Here is an 18,790-nt window from a genome sequence, read left to right on the forward strand (position 1 = left end):
AGACAATAGCACTGCTTCGAATTCGAAGCAACACGTATACTGGGTGCATGAGCACACAACCTCCTCGGCTCTCTCCCACGGAGCTCGCGGCCTACTTCGCCTTCACCGAGGTGAGCAGCCTGCTCCGGCATGCAGTCGAGAAGCAGCTGAAGGATGTCGGGCAGCTCAGCTACGTGCAGTTCCAGCTGCTGGCGCGGCTCGGCGATGCGCCCGGCGGCAGTCAGCGGATGACGGATCTCGCGGACGGCGTCGTCTACAGCCGCAGCGGACTGACGTACCAGGCGCAATCCCTCGAGGAGCGCGGTCTGGTCACGCGTGCGCCGTCACCCGAGGACGAGCGGAGCACGATCGTCGCGATCACGGCCGAGGGCCGCGAGGTGCTGGCCGCGGTGTTCCCGGGACACATCGAGGCCGTGAAGAGTCTGCTGTTCGAGTCGCTGACGGACGCCGACGTCGAGGCGCTCTCGCGGATGATGACGCAGGTCAGCGGACACCTGCGGGCGAATCCCCCGCGGTCCGCCGGCCGACGCAAGGCGAAGGCCGACTGACACCCCTGGGTCGCTGAGCTTCCCCCACCCTTCGGTCGTTGAGCGAGCGAAGCGAGACGAAACGCCCCCGGGGTCGCTGACCTTGACCCGTTGGGTCGCTGAGCTTGTCGAAGCGTCCCCACCCCCGCGCCCCGTAACGCGCTTCAGACCCCGACCCCCGCCGCCCGCAGCGCGACACGAAGCCCGTCCGCTGACGTGAAGCGATGTGTCGGCATCCCGAGTTCTTCCGCGCCGACGAGCTTCGAGGCAGAGTCATCCGTGAAGAAGACCTCCGCACCCGCGAGCCCGAGGGCGTCGAGCACGTGCTGGAACGCCCGGATGTCGGGCTTCGCCCAGCCGATCTCCGCGGAGTTGAAGATGGCGTCGAAGTGCGCGGTGAGGCCGAGCGCCGCGGTCTCGGCGGGGATCGTGTCGGTGCCGTTGGTGAGGATGGCCGTGCGGATGCCGGCGGCACGAAGCGCGTCCGCGATCGCGAGCACCTCGGGGTCGACCTCAGATGGCTGTCGCCCCCACTCTTCTGCCGCCGCCACCGAGCCGAGCGATGCGCCGACCCGGTCGACCCACAGGCGACGGGAGATCGCGCCGGTCGTCACCTGTTCGAGCAGATCCGGCTCGAAAGCCGTCTGCAGGACAGCGCCGGGTGCGAGCCCATGTCTGGTCTCGATGTCGGCGGTGAAGTCCGCATCGAAATGGCGGACGACACCGTCGAGGTCGAAGAGGACTGCGCGAATCGGAGGCATGCGTTCAGGGTGCCGAAAAGTCACCGCCCCCTGTCGCCGACCGACCCGAGGATCGCGGTGAAGCCGGCCTCGAGCGATCCCGCTAGCGCCGGCGCGTCGCCGAGGTAGCCGTTGACCATCGCGCCGTCACGCAGGATCATGAGCTGGTTCGCGACGGACGCCACGTCGCGCGCCCCCGCCTGTCCGGCGATCCCGGCGAAGAAGTCGATCAGCCAGGCGCGGTGCGCGTCGACGGCCACGCGGACCGGATCCGCGGGGTCGGGGTACTCCGCGGCCGCGTTGATGAACGCGCATCCGCGGAATCCCGGGCTGCAGCTGGCCGCGCCGATACCGGCGGCGATCGTGCGCGCCGTCGCGAGCGCGTCCCCCTCGTGGACCGTGCTCGTCATCCACGCCTGCTCGGCGGCGGACTGCTGCTCGAGGTAGGCGACGACGAGGTCGCTCTTCGCGCGGAAGTGCCGGTAGAACGTGACCTTGGTGATGCCGACCTGCTCGATGATGCGGTCGGCACTCGTCGCGCGGATGCCGTGGTGGTAGAACAGCTCGTTGGCGGCGTCGAGGATCCGCTGCCGCGTGTTCGCGCCGCTCGACGGCTTCGCCGCGGGGGCGGGCGTCTCATCGTGCACGTCGGACTCCGGTCTGGTTCGGGCGGATGGCATCAGCGCCTCCAGGATTTCATGGTTCCTGCAGGGCCGCGGCGAGCGCAGCGTCGACATGCAGTGCGGTGGTCGGGAAGACGGGCACCGGCGAATCCTCCGCAGACACCAGCAGTTCGATCTCGGTGCAGCCCAGGATGACGCCCTCGGCACCCTGCGCGGCGAGGTCTTCGATGACCTCGCGGTAGAACGCGCGGGACTCGGGGTGGATGACACCGTGCACGAGCTCGTCGTAGATGACGGCGTGCACTCCGGCGCGCTGCTCCGCGTTCGGCACGAGAACCTCGATCCCCCGGGCCTCGAGCCGTTCGCGGTAGAACGGCTTCTCCATCGTGAAGGCTGTGCCGAGGAGACCCACTCTGCGGATGCCGGCGCCGAGCACGGCCGCGGCGGTGGTGTCGGCGATGTGGAGGAACGGGATGCCGATCGCGGCTTCGATCCGGTCGGCGACGAGGTGCATGGTGTTGGTGCAGAGCACGATGAGGTCGGCGCCTGCGCGCTCGAGGCCACGAGCATGGTCGGCGAGCAGGGTGCCCGCGGCATCCCAGTCGTCGCGCGCCTGCAGGCCTTCGATCTCGGCGAAGTCCAGCGAGTCGAGGATGATGCGCGCGGAGTGATGGCCGCCGAGTTGCTCCCGCACGCGTTCGTTCGCGAGGCGATACCACTCGAGCGAGGACTCCCAGCTCATCCCGCCGAGCACGCCGATCGTCTTCATCGGCGTCGCGCGATCTGTTCGTGGGCGGGGAGAAAGGTCGGTCGCATGCACTGAATGTATCCCTGGAGCTGATGTGGTCGCTTGCGCTCGATGTCTAGGCAGACTAGCGTCCATGTAGACGTACTAGTAACTCTACTAGCCGATCTCCATCAGAAGGAACTGCTGAACATGTCTGAAACCCCCTCCTCCACCTTGCGCAGCGCCCTGCGCCGCCTCTACTTCGTCCGCTTCGGGTTCACACTCGTCTGGGCGGCGCTGCTGTTCCTGATCGGCGGCGCCATGGGTCCGTTCCTCACGATCCTGCTGATCGTGTATCCGCTGTTCGATGCGGCATCCGTCTACTGGCAGATCCGCGCGGAGGGCGATGATCGCCGGGCGAAGGTCTCGGAGTGGATCAACGTCATCGTCAGCGTGCTGGTCGCGATCACGCTGGGCTGGGCGTCGACGGTGTCCACGTCCGTCGCACTGACCGTGTGGGGCGTGTGGGCGATCGGCGCCGGACTTCCGCAGCTGATCACCGCCATCCGCAACCGCCGCTCCGGCGGGCAGGTTCCGCAGATGCTGTCGGGCGGCATCTCGCTCTTCGCGGGCGGGGCGTTCGTCGCGCAGGGATTGTCGGGCAGCGGGATGATCGTCGGGGTCGCCGGGTATGCGCTGGTTGGTGCGGTGTTCTTCCTGGTGTCGGCGATCCGGCTGTCGGTGGTGCTGCGGAGGAAGGTCGAGGCGTGACCGGGGAACGGCCTGATCGTCATCGGCGCCGGCGCATCGGACCTCTTCCAGAAGCTGGTCGGCACCGAAGTACCGTAAGTTCGCGGAGTGGCCCGGACATGCGGACCGCGTCGCCCCGGCTCTGGGAGGATGAGGGCGAAACGAAACGGGAGCAGCCCACATGGATTTCATCTGGACTCTGGTGGCCACCTTCGTCGGCGCGGCACTCGCGCTCGGCGCCGATCGCCTCGGCAAGTGGAGCGATGCCAAGCGCACGGAGCGAGCAGCCATAGACAATCTGCTGATCGACCTGGCTGCGAAGCGGGCGTTCGCGTCCGACACGCTCGATGAGCCGTGGTCGGAGGGGTCGCCGGAGCGCATCCTCGCGTCGGTGAATCATGTTCGTTCGCAGATCCGAGAGGCTCGGATGCAGCTGCGCCCGGGGTCGAAGTACCTCGATCCCGTGCGGCGGATGACGCGGGCGTGCGCGACCTTCATGTCGCAGTCAGAGCAGCGCGCCGGCATCCCGAGCAAAGAGGATCTGCGCGAGCTCGCCGCAGCGATGAGCCATGAGGCGAGGCGCATCCGCAAGATCGGAGGCGCCGGCATCATTCAGGATGCCCCGGGTGCCTTCAGCCTGGCCCGACCGCTCGAGCGCGGCCCTCGCGATGAGTAGCCTTCTGCTGGTCATCGAGCGGCACTTCGACCCGCTTGGTCGATGAGCGAGCGCCAGCCAGACGAAACGCTTCCCGCTTCTCAGCGCCCCAGTCGCTCGTCGAGCCAGTCCAGCATCCGCTCTGCCGTCAATCTGCGGGCCAGCGGCTGACAGTGCAGGTCGGCGCCCTCGGCGGCGGTGAACCGGATGAGGGTCGACAGGTCGGGGGCGAGCGCGGCGAGCTGCTCGGACTGACCGGGCCAGAACTGCTCGCCTTCGGGCGAGAGGATCGCGAGCGGGGTGACGATCTGCTTCGCGACGTCGACGACCGTGTACTTCTGGACCTCCTTGATCGTCTCGCCGTAGCCGGTGGTGCCGTAGGGCCGTGCGCGGAACCGCCAGGTGCGGGCGGTCTCGGGCGAGAACTTCATGGCCAGCGCCATCTCCTTGTCGAACTTCTCGAGGTCTCCCTCGTCGAGCAGTTTCGTCAGGCTCTTCGGCAGGTGGCTGGTCCACGAGGTGGAGACGTCGACGACACCCGGATCGGTGATCGCGGCGGCGAACCGGTGCTCGAAGGCGAGGGCGCGGGCCACCCAGTAGCCGCCCTGGCTGATGCCGTAGACCGCGATCGACATGGCATCGACGCCGTCGAGGCCGGCGACGAAGTCGAAGACCGGGGTGAGCACGTGCTCCCAGTCGGGGCGGAAGGACACGCTGCGCTCGAACAGCTCGGACTGCTGGCCGGGCCCGTCGAAGACCAGCACGTTGTAGCCGCGGTCGAGGGCCGGTGCGACGCACGACGCCCACAGCGCGGCGAGCGAGCCGTCGCTGCCGTTGACCGCGACGATGGTCGGTGCTCCGCTGGCCTCGGACCGGCGGAAGAACCAGCCGGGAAGCGTCCCGCCCTCATACGGGATGCTGACCTCGTCGACGTCCGCAGAGGTGTGGGCGATGAAGCCCTTCCACGCGGTCTGCTGCTTGGCGAAGGTGGGAGCGAGGTCGTCGGTGTTCTCGAGGGCGCTGATCGCGTTGACGGCGACGCCGTAATAGGTGGAGGCACGCAGGAACGCGCCCGCGGCCGTGGCCTTGCGCCCTGCGGCGACGGCGGTCTGCGCCGTGGCGAGGCTGCGCTCGGCGAGGTCGAGCCAAGCCTTGTACCAGCCGTCGTGGTCGTTCTTCTTGATGCCGACTGTGGCGGCGAGCACCTCGCCGGGCTCGCCTGCTCCGTACACGCCCTGCCCGATGACACCGCGGATCTCGTAGTCGAAGTCCAGGTTGTCCGAGAACGGACGGATGCCGGTCGGCGCGTGGTGGAACGGATTCTCGAGGTGCGCGTTCATGGGTTTCGCCTTTCCGTGGGGAGGGGACGCGAGGCGCAGATGGCGGTAGTCAAGCAGATTCGTGTGAAGCGGTGGGGGTGACTTTTCGCGCGAAAGGCGGGATCGTGGTCTGGCGGGACAACCGAGGTCGACGGGAACGCCGAGTTGGTGCACGGCGACGGGGGCGATGGGGTGGGGAGGCGTTCGCCGCGGCGGCCCCGATCGTCGGCGAACTCACCATCGATGGTCCGCCGCAGTGATTCGCATCTACGAGGCGCACACCGCTCTCGTGGCTCGCACATGCGCGGAGCAGCCCAAAGCCCCCGGGTGCTAGCTGCGCGCGAGCAGCCCTTCGACGTCGCGAACCCAGGTGAGATTCGAGCTGTCGCGGAATGACATCCCGACGATGCGGCGCTTGCGCGACTTGGTCACCGGGCGGATCTCGTCGTCGAAGGAACGCAGCCGCGACGCGAACTCCCACGCGTAGGCCTCGTCGCTCTCGCCGAGGTAGTAGGCGCCGGGAGGAAGGATCGTGAGCTGGATCGGACGCCGTTCACTCTCGTACGCATCGGTGACGCGCACCTCGACGTCGTAGATCGCCTGCTCGGAGGAGTTCACCACCACGACTCCGTAGGTCGTCTGCTCCTCGCCGATGCGGGACGCGACCCAGGCGAACACCTTGCTCGCCTGCGACTGCATCTCGCGCGCGGTCGCGGCTTCGTCTCGCTTGGCTTCGATGCCGAAGAGACGACCTGCGTGTTTCGCGCCGAGGATCGCGGCGAAGAGCGCGCCGATGGCGGTCAGGGCAGTGATGACGTCTGCGACGGAGCCGAGTTGCATGCGGCCACTGTACGAGCGGCATCCGGCGTCTCGCGGGCGACCGGCCGGGGAGAGCACGGCGGCATACCGGTGTACCCGTCGGCCCCGCTTCCGTCACGTTGGCCGCGACCCGACGGATCGTCCAGCCGCAACTGCTCCTTTGCATCATAAGTACCGGACGATCTCCGGCACTTCATGTATCAGGAGTTCGCAACAGTGCTCCTGATACATGGAGTGGGCGCTGACCAAATCGCGACATCGCCGACCCCGATATATCGATAGTGTTCGCCCATACCCGAACAGAGAGCCGGCAACGATGCCTCAGACATCTCAGGGCTGGTACGCCGACCCGAATCAGTCCGCCCAGCAGCGTTGGTGGGATGGGACGCAGTGGACGGAGCACACCGCTCCGCTCGGCCAGGCCCCGGTTGTCGCGGCGGACCCGCCGGCGAAGTCGTCGAAGCGCACGGTGGCGCTGATCGTCGGCGGCGTCATTCTGGTGATCCTGCTGGTGACGCGCAGCCTCGGAGCGATCCTCCTTCTCGCCGGAGCCGTCCTGTTCTTCGTCGCGATCTATGGAATCGTGCGCGGCTCGGCCAGGTTCTTCCGGGTGCGGTCGCGGGGAGCCGCCTGGGCGGCCCTCGGTATCGCCCTTGTGCTGATGTTCGTCGGGACCGGAGCCAACGCTGCCCTGGGAGGCCCCGGGTCGAACCCCGGGAACGCGGGCAGCGACGCGGAGGCCAAGCCGTTCGCGTCGACACCTACCGAGAAGCCATCCCCCTCACCGAAGCCGACCACCTACAAGAACGTCGAGGAATCCACCTCGATCCCGTTCGAACGCGCCGCCGTGGAGGATCCGAACATCGATGTCGGACAGACCGTCATCACGACAGAGGGGGTCAACGGAACGAAGGTGACGACCTACCGCGTGACGTACGTGGACGGCAAAGAGGTCTCGCGTGAAGTCTCGGGCGTGGTCGTGACCGTCCCGCCGGTGAACGAGGTGACGTCCACAGGCACACGGCAGCCGGCTCCGCCACCCGCGCCTGTGCCGTTCGTGCAGCCAGCCGGGGATTGCCACTCGAATTACGCAGGTGTCTGCGTTCCGATCGATTCCGATGTCGACTGTGAGGGTGGAGGCGGCAACGGTCCGTCGTACATCAGCGGACCGTTGACCGTCGTGGGGCCGGATGTGTATGAGCTCGATCGTGACGGAGATGGCATCGCCTGCGACTAGCCATTCGTCAGTGACGCTCGTGCGGTGCTGAGCCTTCGCGGCAGACGCCCTTCCCCGGAGCTCCCACGTCTGCAACGACGATCAGTGATCGAACCCGGTATCGGGCGAATCCCACGGTGCTTCAGGCGCTGAAGAACCCGCGGATCTGAGCGACGATCAACCCAGGTTGATCGTCGCTCAGGTCACGCCGCGTCCGAACCCGCGGCGGCGGCTTTCCTCCGCGCTTCGGCACGTCTCAGGCGTCGACTTGCGATCAACCACACCGATGCACCGATGACCGGAATCAGGATGATCCCGAGCGCCCAGAGTGTTGCTGCAGCCGCGCCGACCGCTGCCTTCGTTCGGTACAGCGTGATCAGGGCGACCACCGCAAGGGCCACGGCCGCAATCCAGGCCACGGACCAGGCCACGTCCCAGGGTCCTGGAATCAACGGGTTCATGAATCTCCTTCGCGCGGCAGCCGGCCCCGACCAGACTACGACCCGTCGCGAACCCCCAGATGGAGCGCGGGTCCGCCATGATCGATGACATGCCGGCCACGATCCAGGACCTGTCCCGACGCTATGACATCCCTGCCGCAGAGATCCGGCAGGCGCTTCGCGAGAAGTATGGACCGCCCGGGCGGGGCAGCGCGACGCTCGAACTCGACGATGATCGGGTCGCATACCTGCGCGGCAGGTTCCCCGAGGCGACCGCTCGTCCCTTGGAAGCCGTGCCAACCCCTGAGCTGCTCGGGCGCTACGCCCTCATCCTCGCGGAGCTGCGGGCGCGTGATGTCGTGCGGACCGCGAACGCACCGATCGGCGATTACGCCGAGTACCTCGCGCAACGGGTCTACGGCGGGATGCTCGCGAGCAACTCGGTCAAGTCCTACGACCTACTGACCGTCGACAACCGGCACATTCAGGTGAAGGCCCGGGCTGTCGGTCGGAGCGTCAAACGCACCACGAAGTTCTCCGCGTTCCGGTCGTTCGACTTCGATGTCGCCAGCTTCCTCCTCTTCGACGCCCGCAGCTACGCGTTGCTCTGGGCGCGGGAGATGACGTCCGAGCAGGCCAAAGCGGCCGCTAGACACTCCGACCATGTGAATGCGGACTTCCTGACGCGATCGGTGGTCGAGCGCGATGGCGTGGACGTGACAGAGCGATTCCGGACTGCGATCGAGTCAGACGGGGCGTAGGACGGCGACGATCCGAATCGCGTCGTTGCCCGGTGGCTGAGCGGCAACGAGTCCTTCGGCGTTCAGCATCCGCTCTACGCTGGAACGTCTGCCTCTTCCCGCAGACGCCCTTCCCTGGAGCTCCCATGTCTGCAACGACGGTCGACGATCGTGCCCGTTATCGGGCGAATCCCACGGTGCTTCAGGCGCTGAAGAATCCGCGGATGCTGACGCGCGAGGTCCTGGCCGGACTCGTCGTCGGGCTCGCGCTCATCCCCGAGGCGATCGCGTTCTCGGTGATCGCCGGAGTCGACCCGAAGGTAGGGCTGTTCTCGTCGTTCATCATGGCGGTGTCGATCGCGTTCCTCGGCGGACGTCCGGCGATGGTGACCGCGGCGACCGGAGCCGTGGCGCTGGTGATCGCTCCGGTCGCGCCGACGTACGGGCTGGACTACTTCATCGCGACGGTGATCCTCGCGGGGGTGTTCCAGGTGATCCTCGGAGTGCTCGGCGTCGCGAAGCTGATGCGGTTCATCCCCCGCAGCGTCATGGTCGGGTTCGTGAACGCGCTGGCGATCTTCGTGTTCAGCTCGCAGTTCCCGCAGCTGATCGATGTGCCGTGGCTGGTGTATCCGCTGGTGGCGCTCGGGATCATCGTGATGATCGTGATGCCGAAGATCACCAAGATCGTGCCGGCTCCGCTCGTGTCGGTCGTGATCGTGACGGGCGTCGTGCTGGCGTTCGCGATCACCGTGCCGACCGTCGGCGATCAGGGAGAGCTGCCTCGCAGCCTTCCGTCGCTGTTCATCCCGAACGTGCCGCTGACGTGGGAGACGTTCACGATCATCGCCCCGTTCGCGCTCGGGGTGGCGCTGGTCGGGCTGATGGAGTCGCTGCTCACCGCGAAGCTCGTCGACGAGATCACCGACACGCACTCGCGCAAGGGACGCGAGGCATGGGCACAGGGAGTGTCGAACGTGCTGTCGGGCATCCTCGGCGGCATGGGCGGCTGCGCGGTGATCGGTCAGACGATGATCAACGTGAAGGCGTCAGGGGCGCGGACCCGCATCTCGACGTTCTGCGCCGGTCTGTTCTTGTTCGTCTTGGTCGTGGTGTTCGGCGACTTCGTCGGGACGATACCGATGGCAGCTCTCGTGGCCGTGATGATCATGGTCGCGATCGGAGCGTTCGACTGGCACAGCGTGCGTCCGTCGACGTTGAAGCGGATGCCGAAGAGCGAGACCTTCGTGATGATCTCCACTGTGTTGTTGGTCTTGGTGACCCACAATCTGGCGGTTGGGGTCGTGGGTGGGGTGCTGGTCGCGTCGGTGCTGTTCGTGCGGCGGGTGGCGCACTTCGTCACGATTCGTCGGACGGTGTCGGATGCCGGGGACGTCGCAACATACGTCGTGGAGGGCGAATTGTTCTTCGCATCGAGCAATGATCTGACGACGTTGTTCTCGTACTCCGACGACCCCTCGCGGGTGGTAGTCGATCTGTCGGGATCGCATGTGTGGGACGCGTCGACCGTCGCCGCGCTGGATGCGATCGAGACGAAGTACGCGGCACTGGGGAAGACCGCGGAGATCGTCGGGATGAACGAAAGCAGTCAGCGGATGCGGGGGCGGCTGACGGGTGGGTTCGAGTAACTCCGGTCGTTGAGCGACACTGCGACTCGCTTCGCTCGCTCAGTGCGAGTCTCCGCGAGTCGAACCGCGCTCACACCTCCAGGAGCGCCCGCACTTCGTCGAGCGACCGGCCGAAGACGAACTCCGCCACCCGCGCGGCGCGTTCCGTACCGACCTGAATGACGTTCCTTCCCTGCGACATCCAGCGCCCGCCGCGCTGAGCGAGCTCGAGAACCGGCACCGGTTCGACGTCGGGCAGCTCGGGGAGGCCCGCAGCGTTCCGCGTGGAGGCGCCGAGGATGCCGACGAGCCACGCCTCCCCGAGGGCGTGCGGTCGGATCGACGCGATCGGTCCTCCGCTGCCGACGAACACCTGGAGCATGGTGTCGGCGCGGCGCACCACCCACGCATCGCCTCCCTGGGTGAACTCGCACACGATGTCGGCGTGCAGCGTCACGTCGGCCTCGAAGTGCCGCATGGCCTCGACGCACTCGGCGCTCAGCAGTCGCGTGTCGATCTCCCGCTCGCGACGACGCAGCTCGGCCCGGTACTTCTCCCGTGCGATGGGCGCGTACTCGCGTGAGAGCTCCTCGCGATGCGCGCGGGCGCCCTGCCCCAGGCGTTCGAAGAGCCATTCGGGATCGATCTGCAGAAAGTAGCGGAAGTGGATGTCGACCGGCCCCCGCGTGAGCCGCCGATCTGCGACCAGCAGGCGAGCGCCGTGATCGACGGACCAGACCGCGGCGACCTCCCCATCCACCACCACGATCCACGACCAGCCGCGGGATCTGATCTCGGGCGAGCACTTCTCGATCGCGGCGCTGAGCATGGTGCCGCGGGGCACAGTCATCACCCGCGCATGGGACTCCATGTCGTCACCCATGGCGACGCTGTCGCGATCGACGCGGAGTTCGACGGTTCTCCAGGGCACGGGACGAGCCTAGTTCGCGGGATGGCGGCGGCGGTTTGTCCCATAGGCGGCCTGCTCATCCTCACCTTCAGGCTCTCCCAATGCACCTGCGGCTCCTCGATTTGCTTCCCGACACGGCGAGTGCCCGACGCCGTGCGCCTCGTGTTCGCGTTCGCGCTCGCGCTCGTCGGATCAGACCACCGCCACTCTGCCGTGCAAACGTGCAGGGGCGGGCGTTGTCGCGCTCCCGGCGTCGGTAATGGCGGCGTGCACCAGCCTGAACACCCGGTCGTACACTCGCCTGACGTAGCGAAGCGGCGACGCAAGTTGAACCGACTATCGAGAGCGGGACCATCGCCACAGTCCGTCTCGGCCCGCGCCGGATGATCCGTCGCGCCAGTCTGCCGCGTGCCTTCGGCGTCGATGCTTGACAGACGGTTCAGTCAAACTGGCCCCAGGCGGTTGGTCACGAGGTGCAATCGATGACCTCGAAAGCGTCGACGCATCGAGAACTGGAGCCCCCCTACGTCAAGTGCCACATACCGGTAGCGACAAGCCCCCGAGTCTCGCCGCCGGGCGCCGTTACCCGCTGGCCTGAAGCGCACGCCAGACCTTGCCGTGTACGTCGTCTGTGCCCTCTCCCGCGAGGAAGTCGTCGAGGCTGACGGTTAGCGCCCAGGCACTATGGTTGCCCGAACCTCGCCATTTCCGACTGGCCACGACTCCGTACTTGATCAGGAGTGGCAGTAGCTCATTGTCGAGAATCACCGAGTCAGCGCCAAATCGTGTGCGAAGGATCTCATCGGAGACGATGGTCGTGCGGTGAAACACCCGCAGCAGCTTCCGCAGCATACGTACGTTCGTCGAGTCGGCGACGTCGTCTATGGCTTCGATCGGGAGTTCCTCGTCTACGAGTGTGAGGCCGCTCCTCTCCAGTTCTCGGCGGATTCGTATAGGGGCATACTCTCGCAGTTCGTCCTCGTCGTGGCTCTGCACGCGGACGCCCTCGACTGTGCAGCGAACAAGACTGACATCGACGAAGCCTGAGGTCCGGTCGAGTTGCAACTCGCCTAGCGTCATGGCCTCGAGGGTGACTTCGCGCCAATCAACGCCTCGCAGCGAAGCATTCACAAAGGTTCCATCTTTGAAGGTGAAGTTGCGGATACGCGTGTTTTCGAGCACAAGGCTGGAGTAGATCACCTTTCCCGCGAACGATGTGGGAGAGGCGAACTCCACTCCGTCGATCATGAACGGGATGAGTGTGCCGAGGTTCTGTTGAAGGTATGTGGGCTTCCACTCCTTCTTTAATGCTTCCTCCATTGAGGACAGAAAAGTGGTGACGCCGAGTGGCGTCCGGTCAAGCATCGAACACACATACCGTGCCGTCGAGTCGCTCAACTGCGAGATGCTGAGGAAGCGGATTAGATCATTCGTTCCCGCGCCCGCGATGACTGCGGCGACTCGCTCCTTGAGCGCATACGCGACGAAGTAGTCTCGGAACTCCGGGTGGTCGAACATTCTCTGGGACTGGTTGCTCGACGGCGGCGCAACCAATAGGACGTGCATCCGGACCATCTCGATGATCTGTTGGCGCAGAGCCCCATCGATCTCCCATTGATCTAGTAGGAGAGTAGCGATCGTCTCGATGACCTCTATGTGCAGCCGATCCTTTTGGCTCCGGTGCATCTCTTCTGCGACGTCGGCCAGGAATGCGAAATGCTGCTCCTCGGACAAATATGGCTCACCGGTTTCGCGCACCTTCCATTTCTCGGCCACTTCGCGGGTGACAAATGCCGATACGACCGAGGCAACGCCACTATACGGATCATCGGGCGCCCGAAGGAACTCCTCGGGTGAGGCATCGTAAAGTACCGATGCTCGTGCAATTTGACTTACTAGGAAGGGGCGGGTGACAAGAGGATGAGTCTTGTCACCTCCAAGTGCCGCCACAATTCTCGCGTACATATCCTGCGGGTTTTGCATACGCTTGCCATCGAACTCGGCTCGCTCGAAGAACGCTAGAGCGTCACGCTCCGTCCAAGCTTCAAGCTCCATCTGGTCGAACTGGCACGGGTCGGGCACTCCGCGCCGTACCATACCGCCGCGTCTCAGATAGTCGTCCGTGTTGAAGAATGTACGTCGCGAGGCTGCAACTACCACCCCATGACCGCCCAGCTGGGACACTAGAGAAGCGAGGGCGCCGAGCGCGTCCACGCCGCCCTGTTCCGCGGCGAGTTCGTCAAAGCCGTCGATTCCGACGATGAGCACACCGCGCCGCATGAGGCGTACGACTGCGGGCATCCAGAGTCCGGAAAGGCGCAACTCGGCCAGATCTCCCATCAAGGCCTCTGAGAGCCTGAGAAGCTGTCGGCCCTGCAGATCGAGGTGCCAGAACAGGTAATGAGACTGGCCCTTCAGGAATCCATTCGCTTGATTGAATTGGTGCTCCCGCAAGAGTGCGGTCTTACCGTGCCCGGCATCAGCGGTCACAAAGAGAACGCGCGAGGCGAACGGTGACACGCGCGCGCACCGGGCGTCAAGAAGACCCAATCCGTCGCCGCGGGTAACATTCTCAGCGGCCCGCTGCAGCGTGGCGGCCGCATTGACGAAGCCTGGGACGGGCGCGCGTCTCTCAATCAGTCGTTGCGCCAGCACATCAAGGCGCGCGAGATTGTGCGTCAGGAAGCGTCGATAGGGGATTCTCTCACCATCAAGGTCCACCCAGATCTGACCATCGGAGCCCTGGCTAAGCGAGCCACTGAGCTCCTCTCCGTTGCGCTGCAGAATAAAGATCCCGTCGGCATCCACAGCGGCGCCTGACTCATCGTCTGCGAATGCCGACAAGTCGGCGGCGACTTCCTCGAACTCGTTCACGAACTCATTCCCATGATCTCGACGCCAACACCGGAAAGTATTGCAGAGGCGTAATCGGACGCTTCTTCCGCACGCGGCACGAGCTGTACCAGCGTAACCCCGCCATCGACACTAGCTACCAACAGAGGGGGCAAGAAGTCGCTGTCTCCGGACACTACGACGACCATCGCGTAGCCGGATTGACGGCGTCCCGCCACGAGGATGTCCGTCGAAAGAAGCGTATCGACCATCTTCTGTTCGTGAACTTCGAACGCTTCGCTTGAAACAATCGAACACGTGTTGACAGGGCATTCGCGGCGCGAATGCTTAGTAAAGGATCTCAGAATGGCGGCAGGACACGTCGCGTCCGGCTGGACGCAGGCATCGGGATGAGGCTGTCGCGGACGGATGCGCGGGAGCGAACCGCGCCGACGATAGGTGCCGTAGAGCGGCGTGCTGGATGCAGATCCGATCGGGTTTACGGCCAAAGTGATGGCGCCGCGAACCACTCGCCTGTTCGACAGAATCATCGGGAAGTCCGGCATTGATGCGAGGACTCGGGCGACATTGCTGCCGTGACGGCTGAGGTCGTTGTCGTCGTACCATCCGCCGTAAAGACGAACCTCGAACGCTCCCAGCTGTGGGTGGCGTGCTGCAAGTTCTTGGAGCCAGCGTGCGACCTCGACGGCGATCTCGCCGTCCGACATGTCACGGTTGGGCGGGAACGCGTTGTCGTAGTCGACGAGTACCAGACAGGTCCCGTCCTCACTAGGTCTCGCCGCGAAGGAGGTCACACCTCAGGATAGTCAATCCTCATTCCGCAAGCCGACGGCGCACCATTGGCGTCGCGGGAACGCGACGGCAAGACGATCGCCCCTGCATTGGAGGGCCAAGTCGTCGCGCGTCGACAACGCCGAGCTTGACAAGATCTTCCACGAGACCTTCCAACCGATACGAAGAAGAAGTCGTGGGGTACTGGAAAGAAGCCGGTCATCGACTTGCTGCTGCTGCAGGCGGAAATCGCGCTCACCGCAGACGAGAATATCAACTTCGAGAACAAGATCGTGCTGCCGATCGCGCCCCGCATTGTCGCCGAGCAGCACATGTTGGCCGTCCTTGCTGCCCTGACGCTCACGGAGGGGATCATTGGCAACCAAACCCAGGCGCTCTTCCGGGCGTACAAAGCCGGGGCCACGGGACCGACGCGCCGGTCCGCACACTCGACGGCGACGTACTCATGACTCCGGAGAACACCCACGCAAATCGTTCTTGTACGAACCGATCATCGACCTCCGATGCGGCTCTGCGCGAGCTTTCCACTCGGGTGAAGAGACTCTAAGCACGCAAACGCCCGCAGCGGCTTCCAACGGCGACGGCGCGCCAGGGGCTTGCCCGAGCGTTGGCCAAACGCTGCCGATCCAGCACCACTACTTCCCGATCTCGCGCCCCGCGCCCGCGCGGATGTCGAAGATGCTGAACCTCCCACCGCATCATGTGGACCGTTTGTCCCCGTCGACAACCGCCTGTGCAGGGAGCAGATCCAGATCGACGGCGCGCGCGTCCGTCGCAGCGGTCGAAACGGGTGCGGGGGGTGGTCAGACTCGGATCGATCGCTGCGATCTCGTCGCGGGTGCGCGCCTCCCCCGACGCCTCGTCGAGATCGGCCAGCTTGTTCGGACGCGAAACCGCCCACGCGCGCCGATCGATCTGCTGCAGCCCTCCACGCCCGGCGCGGCTACTCCGTGCACTGCCGATCACTCCGCCATGAGGCACCCGCGGTTGGCTTCGATTTACGCCGATCGACGAAAGAGGGGGACGGCACCAGCGAGCTCGGCGATCTCGTAGCTGTAGCAAAGCGGTATGAAACGGCGTCGCCCACCGTGGGTGCCTCCGTGCATTGCGTGGTCGTGTCTCGAAGGACGGCCCATCTCTCGTCCCTTGGTACCTTTCGAACTTGTGCAGGATGGGTAGCAGTACTTCGCAAGGAGCGTGCCCGCTCCACACCGCGGAACACGGGTGCACCCGCCGTGTCCGCAAATGCTCCGCGCCACGAGGCCGCAACCCGTAGATTTGGTCGAGAACATCTGCCGAGAGGCGAGATCGCTGCGGTTACTAGGGGGAAGAATGGCTGGCACAGGGCTTGAGATTGAGGCGAATCTCCGAGGTATCGGTCACGTACTACGCGACATGACGTTGAGTGTCCCGCCGTTCCAGCGCAACTATTCATGGACCGAGGAACAAGTCTCCGATTACTGGTACGACCTACGCGCAGCGATCTCCGCAGCGCAGCCGTACTACTTCATGGGCACGGTTGTCGTAAGCCGCGACGGCGGGCCGGGAGCGATAGTCATCGATGGGCAGCAACGCCTCGCAACCACATCATTGCTGCTTGCAGCTATACGCGATCGATTGTCCGACGGCAATGAGGCGAATCGGGCGAGAACCTTGCAAAGTCGATACCTAACGGGGTGGTCGCTCGAAAATAATGTTGACGAGCCGCGGCTCGACCTCAATGAGGCGGATAGACCCTACTTTCGATCAGCGGTCCTGCACCAGCTGGGCAACGCGGCTACGCCACACCGTCCGCTCTTGTCAGCAGCGTTCGATCGACTGAGGGGATTTGTCGCTGCGGAGTCCGAGGCTGCCGGTCCGCATTGGGTGGAGCGACTTCTGCAGTGGGTCGAGTACCTCGATCGACGTGCTCAGGTCATCCTGATGGAGACCGCGAATGACGGCGATGCCTTCATGGTCTTTGAGACTCTCAACGATCGAGGACTACCGCTTGCGGTTGCCGATGTCATCAAGAACTACCTCTTGAGCCTTTCGAGATCGAGGCTGGAGGACGCGTCTGCGCTCTGGCTCGCCGCGGTCGACGCCATCGAAGCGTCCGGACCGCGCGATAGTTTGACTGACTTCATACGTCATTGGTGGAACGCGCGCAGTGGCGCCACCCGCGAGCGCGACCTGTACGCATTCATCCGGTCGGCGATCCGCTCAGGGGATCAGTCCATGAGCGCTCTCAAAGACCTGGCGAGGGAAGCTCCCATGTATGCCTCATTGACAGATGTGGGTCACCTTCTCTGGGAAGAACAGCAAGGACCTGCACGGAGCGCAGCCTCCGTTCTGATCGATCTTGGTCTGGAGCAGTACCGGCCGCTCGCTCTCGCTGTCCTCAGCCAACTACCACCCTCGGCCGTCACTCAAATCCTCCTGGCTGCCGTGGGGTGGTCCGTTCGAGCTCTTATCGTTGGCGGCTCGGGTGGTGGCACAGCCGAGCGTCTATACGCGGAAGCGGCCGTGCGGGTTATGAACGGGCGGTCCGACAACGCTGAAGCTGTGTTCTCCGACGTCAGCACCCTCATCGCACGAGATAAGGAGTTTGAAGCGGCGTTCGCGGCTCGTAGGATCCACCGTTCGGCAACACTCCGGTACTTGCTTCGCGCGCTCTGTGCCGAGCAAGCACTCCCCGACGGATCAGACGGGCTCGTACCTGTACCGATGTTTCCCAGGACTGACCCCAATCAGCTATGGACTCGCATCGCGAGCGCTGACCAACTCGCAGATGTGACTGGCCGTCTCGGCAACTTTGTCCTAATCAATCGGGAGGACGTCGGCGACGCACCGCTGGAGCCGCTCGCCCGCTACGCCTACTTGACTGCACGCGCCGAGCAGGCAGGCGGAGTGCTAGTCCCGTGGAACGAATTGGCGCTCGACGAGGTTGGCAGACGTCAGTCCGTAATGGCAGAGCGAGCTGTGCGCATCTGGCCCCTCCTTCCCGACCCCCAGGAAGGAGCCTGAGATGGATGCTGTCGAACTCGAAGAGAATTGGAAGCGGGCCTGCCGCACAGACGAACTGACCCGCCGCTTCCCTGAGCCAGTCGATCAGCTCGGTCTTGTACAACACGTACTCAACCGTGTGCGCGGTGGCGGTCAGCCGCCAGACCCCATCGTTGTGGGCGCCGCCACTGGGTTCGCAAGCTCTGACTACGAGTCGAGCGGAGAGGCAAGATATCTCCAACTGGCGATGCTCGTAAAGGAAGCTGCGAAAGATGCAAGTGCGGACCATCGAGCCGCGATCGACATCCTCGCTCTCGTCGGGCAGGCTGCGGTTGGGCTCCTCGTAAGCACCTGGCGCGGGGAGGCGGAGGTGGACGAGCTAACCCGCCTCGGAAACCGGCGAAAGATGGAAGCGCTAGTCGGCGCCTTCGTGATTGCTGGCACCCGGTTCGCGTATGCCTCGATCGATGCCGACGGTCTCAAGCAGATCAACGACAACGAGGGCCACGCCGCGGGAGATGACTTTCTTCGCGATCTTGGGGAAGAGCTCCGTCGAAGCGCACTCGAGGTGTCCGGTCAAGCGTTCCGATACGGCGGCGACGAGTTCGGAGTCGTTGTAGCCCTTCAAGCTGAGGATGACGTATTGAGCCAAGTGATCGTGGACGCCCAAGGTCGATTTGCGACATCGGGGCGCTCGTTTAGTGCTGGGATTGCCATCTGGCCCGATGTAGATGACGATCACACGTCGGTTATAGGCACTGCGGATCGTCGGATGTACGACCAGAAGCAGGCGAAGAAGGCGCAGTCGACGAACGCGACAGACGCGGGCATGCCCAGTGTGCAACCGACCGATTTGGTCGGCACGTCGGAGTCATCATCAGGTTCCCCGCCCGATCCTGTTGCGACCACTGAGGCAGCTGACGAGACCACCCGGTGAGCCGAGCACCGACGTGGTGCCTGCCTCCGCACCACCGGGCATCCAGGGCCTTGATCTCCGAGACGGTGGATTGACGAGCTTCACAGCGAGACTAGCGAACAAGGCTCTTATGTCAACGCCGCTCGATAC

The 18,790-nt window shown here is 64.8% G+C and carries 18 protein-coding genes; 9 read left to right on the plus strand and 9 right to left on the minus strand.

Features of this window, described 5'->3' with window-relative positions:
- Positions 1-47 precede the first annotated feature (47 nt).
- On the plus strand, positions 48-548 hold the full coding sequence (locus MRBLWH11_RS03530; RefSeq protein WP_341946706.1) for a MarR family transcriptional regulator: 501 nt from the start codon (positions 48-50) through the stop codon (positions 546-548).
- A 143-nt stretch (positions 549-691) separates the two neighbouring features.
- On the opposite strand, the gene MRBLWH11_RS03535 is transcribed toward MRBLWH11_RS03530, so the two are convergent.
- From MRBLWH11_RS03535 to MRBLWH11_RS03545, 3 genes are read right to left on the minus strand one after another with little or no spacing between them, the layout of a single operon-like run.
- Complete coding sequence (locus MRBLWH11_RS03535; protein WP_341946707.1) at positions 692-1,288, minus strand: HAD family phosphatase; 597 nt, start codon at positions 1,286-1,288, stop codon at positions 692-694.
- Between the two features lie 20 nt (positions 1,289-1,308).
- Complete coding sequence (locus tag MRBLWH11_RS03540) at positions 1,309-1,947, minus strand: TetR/AcrR family transcriptional regulator (protein WP_341946708.1); 639 nt, start codon at positions 1,945-1,947, stop codon at positions 1,309-1,311.
- Between the two features lie 16 nt (positions 1,948-1,963).
- Positions 1,964-2,659 (minus strand): aspartate/glutamate racemase family protein, encoded by a 696-nt coding sequence (locus MRBLWH11_RS03545; RefSeq protein ID WP_341946710.1) that lies wholly within the window; start codon positions 2,657-2,659, stop codon positions 1,964-1,966.
- 168 nt (positions 2,660-2,827) lie between these two features.
- Here MRBLWH11_RS03545 and MRBLWH11_RS03550 point away from each other — a divergent pair, with 168 nt between their 5' ends.
- Both MRBLWH11_RS03550 and MRBLWH11_RS03555 read left to right on the plus strand, forming a co-directional pair.
- The gene (locus tag MRBLWH11_RS03550) at positions 2,828-3,388 is read left to right on the plus strand and encodes a hypothetical protein (protein WP_341946711.1); all 561 of its coding nucleotides are present in this window, start codon (positions 2,828-2,830) and stop codon (positions 3,386-3,388) included.
- 160 nt (positions 3,389-3,548) lie between these two features.
- A complete protein-coding gene (locus tag MRBLWH11_RS03555; protein ID WP_341946712.1) occupies positions 3,549-4,043 on the plus strand; it encodes a hypothetical protein in 495 nt (164 codons plus the stop codon).
- Positions 4,044-4,123: 80 nt separating this feature from the next.
- Here the strand turns inward: MRBLWH11_RS03555 and MRBLWH11_RS03560 are convergent, their stop codons facing one another.
- Positions 4,124-5,362 carry an alpha/beta fold hydrolase gene (locus MRBLWH11_RS03560; RefSeq protein WP_341946713.1) on the minus strand — a complete coding sequence of 413 codons (1,239 nt, stop codon included), beginning with the start codon at positions 5,360-5,362 and terminating at the stop codon, positions 4,124-4,126.
- 309 nt (positions 5,363-5,671) lie between these two features.
- Entirely contained in the window at positions 5,672-6,181 is a 510-nt protein-coding gene (locus tag MRBLWH11_RS03565) for a hypothetical protein (RefSeq protein ID WP_341946714.1), read from the minus strand.
- A 295-nt stretch (positions 6,182-6,476) separates the two neighbouring features.
- On the opposite strand from MRBLWH11_RS03565, the gene MRBLWH11_RS03570 reads away from it, so the two are divergent.
- Positions 6,477-7,397 (plus strand): G5 domain-containing protein, encoded by a 921-nt coding sequence (locus MRBLWH11_RS03570; protein WP_165808100.1) that lies wholly within the window; start codon positions 6,477-6,479, stop codon positions 7,395-7,397.
- A gap of 182 nt (positions 7,398-7,579) precedes the next feature.
- Here the strand turns inward: MRBLWH11_RS03570 and MRBLWH11_RS03575 are convergent, their stop codons facing one another.
- Complete coding sequence (locus MRBLWH11_RS03575; protein WP_116636156.1) at positions 7,580-7,837, minus strand: PLDc N-terminal domain-containing protein; 258 nt, start codon at positions 7,835-7,837, stop codon at positions 7,580-7,582.
- An 89-nt stretch (positions 7,838-7,926) separates the two neighbouring features.
- On the opposite strand from MRBLWH11_RS03575, the gene MRBLWH11_RS03580 reads away from it, so the two are divergent.
- The gene (locus tag MRBLWH11_RS03580) at positions 7,927-8,577 is read left to right on the plus strand and encodes a hypothetical protein (protein ID WP_341946715.1); all 651 of its coding nucleotides are present in this window, start codon (positions 7,927-7,929) and stop codon (positions 8,575-8,577) included.
- 125 nt (positions 8,578-8,702) lie between these two features.
- Entirely contained in the window at positions 8,703-10,205 is a 1,503-nt protein-coding gene (locus tag MRBLWH11_RS03585; protein ID WP_341946716.1) for a SulP family inorganic anion transporter, read from the plus strand.
- A 70-nt stretch (positions 10,206-10,275) separates the two neighbouring features.
- Here MRBLWH11_RS03585 and MRBLWH11_RS03590 read toward each other — a convergent pair whose 3' ends face one another.
- The 3 genes from MRBLWH11_RS03590 to MRBLWH11_RS03600 form a co-directional block, all read right to left on the minus strand.
- Positions 10,276-11,115 (minus strand): hypothetical protein, encoded by an 840-nt coding sequence (locus tag MRBLWH11_RS03590; protein ID WP_341946717.1) that lies wholly within the window; start codon positions 11,113-11,115, stop codon positions 10,276-10,278.
- Positions 11,116-11,676: 561 nt separating this feature from the next.
- Positions 11,677-13,968: a hypothetical protein gene (locus tag MRBLWH11_RS03595; RefSeq protein WP_341946718.1), complete on the minus strand. Its 2,292-nt coding sequence runs from the start codon at positions 13,966-13,968 to the stop codon at positions 11,677-11,679.
- A complete protein-coding gene (locus MRBLWH11_RS03600; protein ID WP_341946719.1) occupies positions 13,965-14,741 on the minus strand; it encodes a hypothetical protein in 777 nt (258 codons plus the stop codon). Before MRBLWH11_RS03600 ends, MRBLWH11_RS03595 begins: the two co-directional genes overlap by 4 nt.
- A gap of 204 nt (positions 14,742-14,945) precedes the next feature.
- On the opposite strand from MRBLWH11_RS03600, the gene MRBLWH11_RS03605 reads away from it, so the two are divergent.
- The 3 genes from MRBLWH11_RS03605 (at position 14,946) to MRBLWH11_RS03615 (ending at position 18,661) form a co-directional block, all read left to right on the plus strand.
- Complete coding sequence (locus MRBLWH11_RS03605) at positions 14,946-15,188, plus strand: hypothetical protein (RefSeq protein WP_341946720.1); 243 nt, start codon at positions 14,946-14,948, stop codon at positions 15,186-15,188.
- Between the two features lie 883 nt (positions 15,189-16,071).
- Positions 16,072-17,745: a DUF262 domain-containing protein gene (locus MRBLWH11_RS03610; RefSeq protein ID WP_341946721.1), complete on the plus strand. Its 1,674-nt coding sequence runs from the start codon at positions 16,072-16,074 to the stop codon at positions 17,743-17,745.
- Between the two features lies 1 nt (position 17,746).
- A complete protein-coding gene (locus MRBLWH11_RS03615) occupies positions 17,747-18,661 on the plus strand; it encodes a GGDEF domain-containing protein (protein WP_341946722.1) in 915 nt (304 codons plus the stop codon).
- Positions 18,662-18,790 lie beyond the last annotated feature (129 nt).

The organism is Microbacterium sp. LWH11-1.2, assembly GCF_038397745.1.
Taxonomy (GTDB): domain Bacteria; phylum Actinomycetota; class Actinomycetes; order Actinomycetales; family Microbacteriaceae; genus Microbacterium.

Coding starts and splice junctions, on each gene's coding strand:
- MRBLWH11_RS03530 (WP_341946706.1), top strand. CDS start 48: ATGAGCACACAACCTCCTCGGCTCTCTCCCACGGAGCTCGCGGCCTAC.
- MRBLWH11_RS03535 (WP_341946707.1), bottom strand. CDS start 1,288: ATGCCTCCGATTCGCGCAGTCCTCTTCGACCTCGACGGTGTCGTCCGC.
- MRBLWH11_RS03540 (WP_341946708.1), bottom strand. CDS start 1,947: ATGCCATCCGCCCGAACCAGACCGGAGTCCGACGTGCACGATGAGACG.
- MRBLWH11_RS03545 (WP_341946710.1), bottom strand. CDS start 2,659: ATGAAGACGATCGGCGTGCTCGGCGGGATGAGCTGGGAGTCCTCGCTC.
- MRBLWH11_RS03550 (WP_341946711.1), top strand. CDS start 2,828: ATGTCTGAAACCCCCTCCTCCACCTTGCGCAGCGCCCTGCGCCGCCTC.
- MRBLWH11_RS03555 (WP_341946712.1), top strand. CDS start 3,549: ATGGATTTCATCTGGACTCTGGTGGCCACCTTCGTCGGCGCGGCACTC.
- MRBLWH11_RS03560 (WP_341946713.1), bottom strand. CDS start 5,362: ATGAACGCGCACCTCGAGAATCCGTTCCACCACGCGCCGACCGGCATC.
- MRBLWH11_RS03565 (WP_341946714.1), bottom strand. CDS start 6,181: ATGCAACTCGGCTCCGTCGCAGACGTCATCACTGCCCTGACCGCCATC.
- MRBLWH11_RS03570 (WP_165808100.1), top strand. CDS start 6,477: ATGCCTCAGACATCTCAGGGCTGGTACGCCGACCCGAATCAGTCCGCC.
- MRBLWH11_RS03575 (WP_116636156.1), bottom strand. CDS start 7,837: ATGAACCCGTTGATTCCAGGACCCTGGGACGTGGCCTGGTCCGTGGCC.
- MRBLWH11_RS03580 (WP_341946715.1), top strand. CDS start 7,927: ATGCCGGCCACGATCCAGGACCTGTCCCGACGCTATGACATCCCTGCC.
- MRBLWH11_RS03585 (WP_341946716.1), top strand. CDS start 8,703: ATGTCTGCAACGACGGTCGACGATCGTGCCCGTTATCGGGCGAATCCC.
- MRBLWH11_RS03610 (WP_341946721.1), top strand. CDS start 16,072: ATGGCTGGCACAGGGCTTGAGATTGAGGCGAATCTCCGAGGTATCGGT.
- MRBLWH11_RS03615 (WP_341946722.1), top strand. CDS start 17,747: ATGGATGCTGTCGAACTCGAAGAGAATTGGAAGCGGGCCTGCCGCACA.